The 11,555-nt window shown below is 70.5% G+C and carries 12 protein-coding genes and 1 pseudogene; 4 read left to right on the plus strand and 9 right to left on the minus strand.

The features are described from left to right. From AB0C29_RS15770 to AB0C29_RS15785, 4 genes and pseudogenes are all read left to right on the plus strand, one after another. Nucleotides 1-460: pseudogene (locus AB0C29_RS15770) on the plus strand (gfo/Idh/MocA family oxidoreductase); the annotation flags it as partial. A gap of 142 nt (nucleotides 461-602) precedes the next feature. Further along, nucleotides 603-821 carry a DUF1330 domain-containing protein gene (locus AB0C29_RS15775; protein WP_360820704.1) on the plus strand — a complete coding sequence of 73 codons (219 nt, stop codon included), beginning with the start codon at nucleotides 603-605 and terminating at the stop codon, nucleotides 819-821. A 124-nt stretch (nucleotides 822-945) separates the two neighbouring features. Then, nucleotides 946-1,908 (plus strand): hypothetical protein, encoded by a 963-nt coding sequence (locus AB0C29_RS15780; RefSeq protein ID WP_360820706.1) that lies wholly within the window; start codon nucleotides 946-948, stop codon nucleotides 1,906-1,908. A 14-nt stretch (nucleotides 1,909-1,922) separates the two neighbouring features. Then, nucleotides 1,923-2,273, plus strand: coding sequence for a hypothetical protein (locus AB0C29_RS15785; protein ID WP_360820708.1), 351 nt, complete (start codon nucleotides 1,923-1,925; stop codon nucleotides 2,271-2,273). 21 nt (nucleotides 2,274-2,294) lie between these two features. Here the strand turns inward: AB0C29_RS15785 and AB0C29_RS15790 are convergent, their stop codons facing one another. The 9 genes from AB0C29_RS15790 to AB0C29_RS15830 all read right to left on the minus strand — a co-directional run. Beyond that, nucleotides 2,295-3,602, minus strand: coding sequence for a vanadium-dependent haloperoxidase (locus AB0C29_RS15790; protein WP_360820709.1), 1,308 nt, complete (start codon nucleotides 3,600-3,602; stop codon nucleotides 2,295-2,297). 177 nt (nucleotides 3,603-3,779) lie between these two features. Beyond that, nucleotides 3,780-4,574, minus strand: coding sequence for a PmoA family protein (locus AB0C29_RS15795; RefSeq protein ID WP_360820711.1), 795 nt, complete (start codon nucleotides 4,572-4,574; stop codon nucleotides 3,780-3,782). Nucleotides 4,575-4,589: 15 nt separating this feature from the next. Then, nucleotides 4,590-5,159 (minus strand): TetR family transcriptional regulator C-terminal domain-containing protein, encoded by a 570-nt coding sequence (locus AB0C29_RS15800; protein WP_360820713.1) that lies wholly within the window; start codon nucleotides 5,157-5,159, stop codon nucleotides 4,590-4,592. Continuing rightward, on the minus strand, nucleotides 5,143-5,799 hold the full coding sequence (locus AB0C29_RS15805; RefSeq protein ID WP_360820714.1) for a hypothetical protein: 657 nt from the start codon (nucleotides 5,797-5,799) through the stop codon (nucleotides 5,143-5,145). Before AB0C29_RS15805 ends, AB0C29_RS15800 begins: the two co-directional genes overlap by 17 nt. A 93-nt stretch (nucleotides 5,800-5,892) precedes the next feature. After that, the gene (locus tag AB0C29_RS15810) at nucleotides 5,893-6,168 is read right to left on the minus strand and encodes a hypothetical protein (RefSeq protein ID WP_360820716.1); all 276 of its coding nucleotides are present in this window, start codon (nucleotides 6,166-6,168) and stop codon (nucleotides 5,893-5,895) included. A 38-nt stretch (nucleotides 6,169-6,206) separates the two neighbouring features. Beyond that, complete coding sequence (lpdA, locus tag AB0C29_RS15815) at nucleotides 6,207-7,292, minus strand: dihydrolipoyl dehydrogenase (RefSeq protein WP_360820718.1); 1,086 nt, start codon at nucleotides 7,290-7,292, stop codon at nucleotides 6,207-6,209. A gap of 25 nt (nucleotides 7,293-7,317) precedes the next feature. Beyond that, nucleotides 7,318-8,703, minus strand: coding sequence for a family 43 glycosylhydrolase (locus AB0C29_RS15820; RefSeq protein ID WP_360820720.1), 1,386 nt, complete (start codon nucleotides 8,701-8,703; stop codon nucleotides 7,318-7,320). Then, nucleotides 8,700-11,243, minus strand: coding sequence for an alpha-L-arabinofuranosidase C-terminal domain-containing protein (locus AB0C29_RS15825; protein ID WP_360820722.1), 2,544 nt, complete (start codon nucleotides 11,241-11,243; stop codon nucleotides 8,700-8,702). Before AB0C29_RS15825 ends, AB0C29_RS15820 begins: the two co-directional genes overlap by 4 nt. 89 nt (nucleotides 11,244-11,332) lie before the next feature. After that, a partial coding sequence (locus AB0C29_RS15830) for a glycerophosphodiester phosphodiesterase family protein (RefSeq protein ID WP_360820724.1) occupies nucleotides 11,333-11,555 on the minus strand: 223 nt, incomplete at its 5' end.

Below are 11,555 nucleotides of genomic sequence, written 5' to 3' on the forward strand. Positions count from 1 at the left end.
CAGCGGCGGGCTGCGGATGATGGCGGCGGCGACGCTGGCGGGGGAGGACTTCATCGCCGGCGAGGTGATCGTGACGGGATCGGCGGGCCGCTCCACCCTGGAGTATCCGACCGACCGCCTGGATCTGCCGGGGATCACCGCGCCGGCCGGCCGCATCGACCTGCTGGAGAACCTGGTGGCGCACCGGCGGGACCGCGCCGGGGTCGCGCTGGTCGCCCCGCTGGAACGGACGGCGGCGTTCACCGCGGTGGTGCAGGCACTGACCGGGCCGGGGGCGGCCCCGCCGGCGTTGATCGACGACGCGTACGTGGCGGCGGTGGGCTCCGGGCCGGAACGGGTCCAGGTGATCACGGGCATCAACCCGGTGCTGCGGGAAGCGGCGGAGACGCTCAAGCTGCCGTCGGAGTCGGGGGTGGCCTGGGCAGTGCCGGCGTACACGGTGAAAGTGCCGGGCCACTGATCACAGCCGGCCCTCCAGTACCCCGGCGAAGGCCCCGGCCAGGAATTCCAGCTCGCGAACCCCCGATTACCGGCGAGGTAATCGCCTCTCGGCGGTCACCGGGCCAGGCTTGGGCCATGCCTGCTTACGCGAGGTCGAGGTCATGGAGGGAGACTGGCCGGGCACCGTGGTCATCATCGAGTTCCCCGACCTGGGTGCGATCCGGGCCTGGTACGCGTCGGCGGCGTACCAGAGCATCCTTGAGCTGCGCACGGACAACATCCCGGGCGACGTCATCGTCGTCGACGGCGTGGGCCCGGACTACCACCCCCGGATGACCGCCGCGAAGCTGCGCGACGCCCTTCTGTCGGATGTCCGATAGGGAGATTCGCTGCTCAGCCGGGTGATCTTCGACCGGATCGCCGGTGCGGACGTATCAGGTGATGGCCCCGGCACCCCCGGTGGCCTTCCGGTACGACGGTCACCGCTGAGAGGGCGTGCGCATCGTGAGAAGGGCAGTCGACGTCGAGGACCCTGCCGCGCCGGACGGTCAGCGGCCCGTACGTGGGGGAGCCGCGCCGGCCAGCACCGCCATCGCCGGGGTGGTCGCCACGGCCGCGGGCGCGACGGCGATCCCGCAGCTGCTGGGCGTGTTCGCCAACGTCGCCCAGGTCGCCACCCTGGCCCGCAGCGACCTGCTCTTCGTCGTCAACATCGTGATCGTGGTCCTCGGCCTGATCGCCCTGTTCGGCCCCGGGCAGGCGAAGTACCGCGAATCGGCTGCCCGGGTGATAGCCACGGCCTGCGCGGTCATCATCTGCGGCACGCTCGCCGGCATCGGGCTCTCCGACCGGCTGAAGAGCGAACCCGCGTCGGCCGAAGCAGCCGCGCCGGGCCCGTCCCAGTCCGGCCCGTCGGCGGGCCGGTCGGTCGCCGCCACCCCGGGCAAGAAGGTGAAGCCCACCGCGACCGCGATCGTCGACCCCGTGGTCATACCCGGGGTACCGCAGCAACAGCCGGCGGTGCGGGACGTCACCTCCAGGCCCACGTCCCGGCCCACGACGAAAGCACCGGTCAAGAAGGCAGCGGTGTCCGCGTCGATGAGCTGCACACCGTCGTCGTGCGAGACCTCGGAGAAGATCATGGCGCTGGGTGGTGCGTTCAGCGGTGCCCTGGCCGCCGGACACCAGCTGATGCTGTTCGTCCAGGCGCCGGACGGGCGGCACTACCCGGGCTCGAAGGGCCTGGTCAGCGGCAGCCGATGGTCCGGCAAGGTCCACGTGGGCAGCGACAACGGCCAGGAGGCGAGCTTCACCTACGCCGCCTGCCTGTACGACATCAACCAGACCTTCGCGGCCGACCTCGACGCCCGCAGCGACACCGAGCTGAACGCCGGTCTGACCAGAATCCCCACCTCGGGTACGGCGGTGGCGCTGGCCTGCGAACAGTTGCGGTGGAACCGGCCCTGACCGATAGTCCTGGCGTGGACTTTCCGCTGCGGGAGCTGGCCCCCGCCCTGACCGCCCGGGCCGGGGCCTGGGAGCGGCTCGGACTCGCCTGGGCCATCGGGCCGGTGCTGCCGAACTGGGGCAAGGCTGTGGTGAAGGCGGAGTTCGAGTCGGCCGAGCTGGTCGGTGACCTCATGATCTGGGTCAGCGGCGAGGCGGAGCTCAGCACGATCCGGCTCCCCGACGACCGCATGGTCAACAAGCACTACGACCTGACCACGGTCGACGACCTCGAGGTCATGCTCGACGAGCTGGTGCTGCTCCGGACGGACGGCATCGCGCCGGCCGCCGCGGTCGTGGGCCCGTATCCGAGCCGCCCGGCCTGAGGCCCCGGGGCGAGGACCGGGTCAGTGGACCGGGCGGAAGTACCGGCTCAGGCTCCAGTCGGCGACCTCCTGGCCCATCCGCAGGCCAGCGGTGTCGGCGAATCGGAAGTGCAGTCCCAGCCACACCCGGGCATTGACCACGTCTGTGTTCAACGTCTTCGCCGATCTGTAGCTCCGGGTGGCACCCGGCACCGCGGTGGACGTGAGCGTCAGCTGCAGGTCTCGCGTGCCCAGCGTCTGTTGCAGAGCCCGGGTGAAGGCGCCGGTGAAGCCGGAGTAGCCGCTGACGTAGTCGGGGTACGGGGGTGTGGCCAGCAGAGGCGTCCAGGCCGGGTCGGCAGTCGTCGCGGCGTTGCCGTCGGTGCCGGCCAGCGTGATCGCCGTGACCGGGCGCCAGAAACCGTACAGGTACTTCGAATGCCAGATCGAGATGATGGCGTCGGCGACGGTCATGTCGACCGCGGCGAACATCCGGGCGCTCTGCACGATGTCCAGGTTCCGGGTGGCGGCCTGATTCCGCAGCGCCGCGTTGAACTGCACGATGGCGTTGCCGGCGAAGAACTGCGCGGTGGCGGTCTGGTCGCCCTCTCGCGTGGTCGAGGCCGCCGAGCCCATCGCCTTCACCTCGTCGAAGTCGCGGGTGTAGCGGGCCGAGGTCAGGGCCGGTGGCGGGCCTGGCTCGCCGAACTGCGCGGGACTGCGCGTGAGCAGCGGAGTCACCGATCCCAGCCAGGGCGCGCTGAACGGCAGTGTCGCGGGCGGCGTCGGGCGCCAGACGCCGGGCCCCGGCGGCACGGTGAACTGCACGGCCGCGTTGCGACCGTCGTGCGCGCGCTGGGCGATCAGGGCGTCGGCTGCCGATTCCCCGTACGCGACACCGCGCGTCTTCGCGCCACCGTCGGGGATCAGGGAGAGCGACGTCGCGTAGGACGTGTCGAGGGCGATCCGTGCGTACGGCGTGTAGGTCGAGAGGATCTTGTGGGCCGCGGCCACCGCTGCCGCCTGGGCCGACGCGCCACGCGGAGCCCTGGTGCGGAAGCGGTAGGGCGCGTACCGGCCCTCGATGCCGACCACGGCGTTGTAGACGGCCGCGTGCACGAACCCGAGGTACAGCGTGCTTTCGATGGAGGCCTTGGTGGTGTCTCCGGCCAGGGTCGTCACGGCGATCGCGTTCCACTCGGCGATGACCCCCGGATCGTCTGGGACACCGCGGGAGGACGCGGCCTGCGCGGCACCGGCCGGAACCAGCGAGACGAGCACCGCACAGGTCAAGCCGGCGGCGATCCGGTGCCGGGCGCGCGGAGAGGATTCCAGGGAGCTGGTGGGCATGGCGGGCCGCCTCGGTTGTGACGGGTTCACCTTGAGCCGGACACGTCGGCGGGCCGCCGGCGCTGGCGAAGATGCCTGGGAAATGCTTCTCCGCTGGTGGCGTGCGGTCAACGCCTGTCGGCCCCCGAGCGCCCGAGTGTCCATGAACTGACTCACGGGGGAGTGGGTGGTCCCGCGTCAGGCTGTGATCTGCTCCCGGGTCAGCGCGCCGTCGGCGACCAGGATGGTCAGGCTGCGGGACAGCGGCGCGTCCGGCGTCACCGTGACCGTCTTCTCGAAGGCCAGGGCTGCGCAAACCCCGTTGTAGCCGCCCGCGCCCGTGCGGACGAACCAGCGGTCGTCGTCGCTGAGGCCGCGGAAGACCAGCGTGTACGGGCCCGGGCCGGTCAGCGCCACCCACGGCTCGTCGCTGCCGTTGACTGATTCCTCGCCCGTCCGGGACGCCGTGAAGGTTGTGGTCGGGCCGGGGGTTGCGCGCCAGAAGAAGCCGCCGTAGCCGGCGCCTCCGGGGCGGCCGTTGGTGGCCGGGCTGCCCAGGGTCACCGGCTGGATCGTGCTCAGCTCGTACGAGAAGGAGAGCTCCCAGCCCAGCGGGACCGCCCGGGCCGCCACCGTCCGGGTTTCGGTCAGCAGGGTCTCGTCCTGCGGGCCGAGCCAGAGCAGCCGCTCGCTGAAGCTGTCGGCCGCCTGCGCCAGCCATTGGGCGTGGATGATCCGGCCGTGGTCGTCGAGCCAGGTGTAGCCCTGGTCGCGCACGTAGGTGCGGCCGCCCCACAGGTTGACGCCGTTGACGTCCTGCATCGCGACCGAGACGCCCAGGTGCCACTGGTGGTCCTCCGGCAGGACGTCCGTCACCTCGACGCCGGCCAGTGTGCGCACCGGGTGCAGGTACGGCCGCGGGCCGTTCAGCGGGTCGACCTCCGGCTCCGTGACGTACTCGGCGACATCGACGTCTCCCACTGCCAGGCGCATGCCCCGGACGTTACCTCAGGCCGGGAACAGCAGGTCCAGGTGGGCGTCGAGGGCCTGCAACGCCCGCTGGGCCGGGTACTGGCCGCCGAGCACGTAGATGCCCAGCCCCTCCATCAGGGCCAGCAGACTCGCCGCGGCGCCGACCGGGTCCGGGACCTTCAGCATGCTCGCCACGAAGTCGACCATCTGGGCGGTGTCGTCGTGCAGCTCGGCCGCCGCGGCCGGGCGGACCGCGGTGTACGCCAGGAAGGCCAGCGCCACCCGCCCGTTGTCGCGGCTCTCGTCGTCGAGCGGCAGCAGGGCCGCGATCATCGTGCGTAGCAGCAGCCGCGGTGGCGGGTCGGCGCCCAGCCCGGCCAGCGCTTCGGTGACCTTGCGCTGGCTGCGTTCGCGGACGACCGTCAGCGCGAAGGACATCATCTCGTCGCGGCTGCTGAAGTAGTGCTGCACCATCCCGGCCGACACGCCCGCCTGGGCCGCCACGTGGCGCAGGCTCACCGATTCGAGGCCCTGGTCCGCGGCCACGCGCATCAGGGCGTCGGCGATCAGCCGGCGTCGTTCCTCCGGATCAACCTTCTTGGGCATGGCGCATGGTCGCATGCTCGGCGCCGGTCGCCTGCCGGCAGGCCCGTACGAAACCGTCGGGGTCGTCGACGTAGATCCGGAGCTCGTCGGCGGGCTCGGACGGGCCCTTGGGCAGGGGGTAGGTCACCGGGTGGCGCAGCCTGATGTCGACGGCGGTCTGGCTGCCGGTCGGCAGGTTGAGCACCGTGCGGTCGCCGTGCGGCTCGACCTGCACCGACTTGCTCGACGGCAACGTGCGGTAGGCCTTGCTGACCGTGTCGACGTCGGTCCACGGCACGGTGAGGTCGTGGGCCGCGCCCATCCGTACCCGGATCCCGGCCGGGCCCACGATGTGCGGGTTGATCTTCAGGCTGGCGAACAGGCCGATCATCCACAGCAGACCCCAGACGCTGATCGCCAGCATGATCCAGCGGGCCGGCTCCCAGGGCACCACCTTGCGGATGATCAGGTCGAGGATCGGGATCTCGACCACCGAGAGGCCGATGAAGACGCCGAGGATCGGGGTGACCACGCCGAGGTAGCTGAACGCCTGGTCGCCCGGGGCCGGGGTCACGGGCTTGCGGCGGGCCCACAGATACATGCTGCGCCACATCGCCGCCTCTGTGGTGGCAGCCCGGCCGAGGAGCGGGAGAACCTGCATGACCTCAGGTTACCGGGTCGACAATACAACTGCAATATAAAACGAGCCGGGAAGAGGCCGGCCCCTACGGCTGGGGACCGGCCTCGTCGCGGATCAGAGGTTGATCATGTGGCCGGTGAGGCCGTGGAACGCCTCCTGCAGGGCCTCGCTCAGCGTCGGGTGGGTGTGCACGTTGCGGGCCAGCTCGTTCGCCGTCAGGTCCCACTTCTGGGCCAGCGTCAGCTCCGGCAGCAGCTCGGAGACGTCCGGGCCGATCAGGTGGCCGCCCAGCAGCTCGTTGTACTTCGCGTCGGCGACCAGCTTGACGAAGCCGGTCGGCTCGGCCAGGCCGTGCGCCTTGCCGTTCGCGGTGAACGGGAACGTCGACACCTTGACGTCGTAGCCCTCGTCGCGGGCCTGCTGCTCGGTCAGGCGAAGCTGGCCACCTGCGGCTGGCAGAACGTCGCCCGGGGCATCATCCGGTAGTCGCCCAGCGTCATCGTCTCGGCGCCGGCGATCGTCTCGGCGGCCACCACGCCCTGCGCCTCGGCGACGTGGGCGAGCTGGAGCTTCGCGGTGACGTCGCCGATCGCGTACAGGTGAGCGATGTTGGTCCGCATGTGGTCGTCGATCTCGATCGCGCCGCGGTCGGTGAGCTTGACCCCGGTGTTCTCCAGGCCGTAGCCCTCGACGCGGGGGGCGAAGCCGACCGACATCATCACCCGGTCCGCCTCGATGGTCTCCTGCTTGCCGTTCTTCGCGGTGTAGCTGACCACGACCGAGGAGCCCTTGTCGGTCACCGTCTCGACCTTGGCCGAGGTCAGGATCGGGATGCCGAGCTTGCGGTACTGCTTGGTGATCTCCTTGGAGACGTCGGCGTCCTCGTTGGGCAGGGCCCGGTCGAGGTACTCGATGATGGTGACGTCCACGCCGTAGTTCTTCAGGACGTAGCCGAACTCCATGCCGATCGCGCCGGCCCCGACGATGACGATCGAGGACGGCAGGTCGCGGTCCATGATCTGGGTCTCGTACGTCACCACGTTGTCGCTGAGCTCGACACCCGGCAGCAGGCGCACCGTCGAGCCGGTGGCGATGATCGCGTTGTCGAAGGTCAGCGTCTCGGTGCCGCCGGAGCTCAGCGTCACGTCGACGGAGTTGGCGTCCCGGAACACGCCCCGGCCGTCGTACTCCGTGATCTTGTTCTTCTTCATCAGGTAGTGCACGCCCTTGACCCGGCCGTCGGCGACCGTACGGCTGCGGTCGAAGGCCACGCCGAAGTCGAAGCTCACGTCCCCGCTCATGCCGAAGGTCTTGGCCTGGGTGTGGAAGATGTGCGCCAGCTCGGCGTTGCGCAGCAGCGCCTTCGACGGGATGCAGCCGACGTTCAGGCAGACGCCGCCCCAGTACTTCTCCTCCACCACCGCGGTCCGCAGGCCGAGCTGGGCGGCGCGGATCGCGGCGACGTAGCCGCCGGGACCCGCGCCGAGGACGATCAGGTCGTAGTGCTCACTCATGGCTCAAGTATCCCGCAGTGGGGGCTCAGCTGAGCAGGAAGACGGACGCGTCGCCCGTCACCACCACCCCGTTGCGGTGCCGTAGGTAGCGGGTGGGGTCCTCGGCCAGCTGGAGCCGTACGCCGCCGCCCTGCCGGATCCGGCGCAGGCCCGTCGGCGTACCGGCCTCGACCCGGACCGCGCCGTCCACGACCCGCACGTGCCGGTCGGGAAAATCCACCGACTGCAGGTGCTCGATGCCGCCGGCGCCGCCGACGAAGCGGAACTGCGTCGTGGCGAGCGCATGATCCGGCGGGCGGACCACCAGCGCGGTGCCGTCGTGGGTGACGACCTGCCGCGGCGCGTCAGCGGGGGACAGCCGCACGATCGGGCCGCCGGCGCCGATCGGTACGCCGAACAGCGGCGTGCCGTCCGGGTGCCAGTACAGGCGCTGGACCCGGGTGTGCCGGTTGGGGTCGTAGAGCGGGTCGCCGGTGATGTCGCGGTAGTCACGGGCGTGGTAGACCAGCACGTCCGTGACGCCGTCCTCGGCCACCGTGAAGCTGTTGTGCCCGGGGCCGTACCGGTCGGTCTCGGGCCGGGTCACGAAGACCGGGTCCGGGCTCTTGGTCCACGACGAGCGGGCCAGCAGGTCGGCGCGGGCGTCCGCGGTCAGCAGGCCCATGCAGTAGCGGGCGTCGGTGGCGCTGGCCGAGAAGGTCATGAAGACCCGGCCGTTGCGGATCAGCACCGCCGGGCCCTCGTTGACCTTGAAGCCCTGGATCTCCCAGCTCTTCGTGGGAGTGGCGATCCGGGTCGGCTTGGTCTTCAGCGCCCAGGGTGAGCTCATCTCGGCGATGTAGAGGCTGGTGTTGACCGCGATCTCCGGTTCGCTCTGCGCCCACACCAGGTAGCGGCGGCCGCGGTGGGCGAACGTGGTGGCGTCCAGCGAGAAGCTGTCCCACTCGGTGGCGATCTGGCCGCGCAGCTGCCAGCCCGCCGGATCCGTCGGGTCGGCCAGCGCCGACTCCAGCACGTACATCCGGATCCGGAAGACGTCGTCGGAGTCGCCGGCGGCGAAGTAGATGTACCACTTGCCGTCGATGCGGTGCAGCTCCGGCGCCCAGATGTGGCCGCCCATCTTCCCGGTCGCCGGGCGCCGCCAGACCACCGTCTCGGTGGCGGTGGCCAGCCCGGCGATGGTGGTCGCGCCGCGCACCACGACCCGGTCGTACTCGGGCACCGAGCCGGTGAAGTAGTACCGGCCGCGGTGGCGCGGGGTGATGAACGGGTCGGCGCGCTGCTCGATGAGCGGGTCGGTGGTGGTCACGCCGTAGATCTGGGCGTCGGTGCGAGCTTTGCGGGCCTGCGCCGGGAAGGCGGCGAGTCCCACGCTGCCGAGCAGGACGGTACGGCGGCTGACGGTGTTCACGAGGACTCCCGGATGCGCAGGAAGGTCACGGAGTTCGGGGCGAAGGTACGGGTGAACTTCGCGGAGATGCCGCCGACGGTCGTGGTGACCGGCAGGATCGGCTCGGCCGAGCGGGTGTTCTGCTCCTGCGGGTCGCCGCTGATCACGGTCATCCGGGCCTTGCCGGCGACCTTGCGCCCGCTCAGGTCCACCGTGGTGACGGCCGGGGTGTCCTGCGCGTTGACGACCTTGACGATGAGCTCGCCGGTGGCGTCGTCGCGGGTGACCACCTGGGCGAACGGCTCGGTCACCTGGTCGTCGGTGAAGCTGCCCCACTCGGCCCCGTTGAGGAACAGCCGCACCTGGGTGCCGCGGACCTCGATGCGGATGTCGTACGTGGTTCCGGTGGTGATCGAGTTGGGCTTGGCCAGCACGATCTCCTTGGATCCGCCGGCGCCCTTCTGGATCGCGCCCTGAGTGTTGTTCCAGCCGCCCAGGTTCCACCAGTAGAGCTCGCCGGAGGGCTGCACGCCGAACGCGACCAGGAAGCCCTCGGCGCCGGCCTGCTTGGTGGCCTTGAGCGTCAGGTCGTAGTCGGTGGCGGTGATGTTGCCCGCCTTGACCAGGGTGTCCAGCGCGGCTGTGTCGGTCTGGCGGTAGGCGCCGTCGACGACCGACCAGGCGCCGCGCGGTTCCACCGGTGTCCATTGACCGGCGCCGCCGGAGAAGTCGTCGCTGAACAGCACCGCGCCGTCCGGGGCGGTCACCTTGACGTCGTCGTAGGTGGCCGCGGTGGCCCAGGTGGAGAGGCCGACGGCCCCGGTGATGGGCTTGGGCTGGACCACCTTGCCGGTCGACCTGCTGGGCACCACGCGGTCACCCACGTTGGTCATGAACAGCTTCTGCATCTGGTAGCTGGTCGAGCCCCAGGACTCGTCGTTGTCGAACCAGATCATGTCCGGCTTCCACTGCACGTGGTCGATGTTGGCCAGCAGCGGCGCGTACGAGGCCAGCTTGACCACGTCGGCGTTGCGTTCCAGCCCGGTCATGTACGACGCCTCGGCCAGCGAGTTGAACAGCTTGTTGTCCAGCGACGCGTACTCGCCGAGGAAGACCTTGGGCCCGTTGCGGTCGTACGAGTCGTAGCGCTTGTTGTTGCCCAGGAACCAGGCCGGGCTGTTGTAGTAGTGCTCGTCGACCATGGCCACCCCGGCGGCCTTGTTCTTGGCCCAGAGGTTGTCGAAGGTCGCGCCCTGGTCGTCCGGCCCGGAGTTGCTCACCACGACGATCTGCGGGTACTTCGCGGCGATGGCCTCGCGGAACTTGAGGAAGTTGGCGAAGTACTCGTTCGGCAGGTTCTCCTCGTTGCCCACGGCCACGTGGGTCAGCCCGAACGGCTTCGGGTGGCCCATCTGCGCGCGCAGCTTGCCCCACGTCGAGGTGACCGGGCCGTTGGCGAACTCGATCAGGTCGAGCGCGTCCTGGATGTGGCGTTGCAGCAGCGCCGGGTCGTCGGTCGCCCGGTTCTGCCCGCAGCCGGTGACCAGCGCCGGCAGCACCGGCAGCGGCATCGCCCCGATGTCCTCGGAGAACTGGAGGTACTCGTAGTAGCCCAGCCCGTAGGACTGGTTGTAGCCCCAGAAGTTGGCGTTGGTGGCCCGCGTCTCGACCGGCCCGACCGTGTCCTTCCACTGGTACGAGCGCGCCCGCGGGTAGTTCGCCGCCGCGTCGTAACCGGCCATGCTGCCGGTGTTGACCAGGCAGCCGCCGGGGAAGCGCACGAAGCCGGGACGCAGCGCGGCGATCTTTTCGGCGAGGTCCTTGCGCAGGCCGTTGGGGCGGGCCTTGTAGGTGTCGCGGGGGAACAGCGACACCATGTCCAAGCGCAGAGTGCCGGTGCCGCCGGCGAGCACGGCCAGCCGGCCGGCGTCGGTGGTGCGGGTCGCCCGGACGGTGGCCGGGTAGCGCGTCCAGGCGTCGCCCCGGACGGTGAGCGAGACCGGCGCGGCGAGCTGCTGGCCGGCGGTGTCGCGCAGGGTCACCGACAGCGGTGTGCCGGCGGGGGAGTCGCTGCGGGCCCAGACCGAGAAGTCGTACGTGGCCCCGCGGGTCACCGCGAAACCGGTGTTGTACCCCGCGTTCGTGACGCCGTAGCGCCCGCCGGCCGGGTTGGTCAGCGCCAGCTTGAGGTAGGTGCGGTTGCGCTCGTTCAGCCGGGCCGCGTCGTCGACGGTGGTCGCCGTGCCCGCGCCGCCGGCCTCCGCGCCGGGCGTCCAGGCGGTCAGCCCGTTGTAGGCGGCGTTGTCGGCCGGGAGGAACTCGAAGGAGCGGTTGCGGACCAGCTCGGCGTAGAGGCCGCCGTCCGCCGCGAAGTTGATGTCCTCGAAGAAGACGCCGTACATGGAGTCGGCGATCTCCGGTCCGGTGGCACCCCGGTCGACGGTGATCGTGTAGTCGGGCGGGGTGGCCGGGGCCTGAGCCAGGCCCGGCGCCGCGCCGCCGACGGTGGCGAGCAGCACCGTCACGGTCGCGAGACCGAGGAGCGCACGGTACGGGGACATCTGCGTCCTCCTATGTGAACGTTAACAACGCAGGCCGATTATCATCGACGCATAACACGTCGTCAATGCCCTCGTAACCGAACTTGTTGTTATGAGAGCGGGAGTCCGCGAGTCGTGAAGACCTCGCGCAGCACCTCGGGGCGGTCGGTCATGATGCCGTCCACGCCCAGGTCGAGCAGCCGGCCCATCTCCGCCGGATCGTCGATCGTCCAGACGTGCACCTGCAGGCCCAGCCGGTGCGCCCGGGCGAGGAACCGCCGGTCCACGATGGGCACCCGGCCGTGGCGGGTCGGGACCTGGGCGTGGACGGCA

This window comes from Actinoplanes sp. NPDC048791 (assembly GCF_040650095.1).
In the GTDB taxonomy this organism is placed as follows: Bacteria; Actinomycetota; Actinomycetes; order Mycobacteriales; family Micromonosporaceae; genus Actinoplanes.

What these genes read in the sequence shown, in the direction of transcription:
- AB0C29_RS15775 (WP_360820704.1), top strand. Translation starts at nt 603, where the DNA reads ATGGAGGGAGACTGGCCGGGCACCGTGGTCATCATCGAGTTCCCCGAC.
- AB0C29_RS15790 (WP_360820709.1), bottom strand. Translation starts at nt 3,602, where the DNA reads ATGCCCACCAGCTCCCTGGAATCCTCTCCGCGCGCCCGGCACCGGATC.
- AB0C29_RS15795 (WP_360820711.1), bottom strand. Translation starts at nt 4,574, where the DNA reads ATGCGCCTGGCAGTGGGAGACGTCGATGTCGCCGAGTACGTCACGGAG.
- AB0C29_RS15800 (WP_360820713.1), bottom strand. Translation starts at nt 5,159, where the DNA reads ATGCCCAAGAAGGTTGATCCGGAGGAACGACGCCGGCTGATCGCCGAC.
- AB0C29_RS15805 (WP_360820714.1), bottom strand. Translation starts at nt 5,799, where the DNA reads ATGCAGGTTCTCCCGCTCCTCGGCCGGGCTGCCACCACAGAGGCGGCG.
- lpdA (WP_360820718.1), bottom strand. Translation starts at nt 7,292, where the DNA reads ATGAGTGAGCACTACGACCTGATCGTCCTCGGCGCGGGTCCCGGCGGC.
- AB0C29_RS15825 (WP_360820722.1), bottom strand. Translation starts at nt 11,243, where the DNA reads ATGTCCCCGTACCGTGCGCTCCTCGGTCTCGCGACCGTGACGGTGCTG.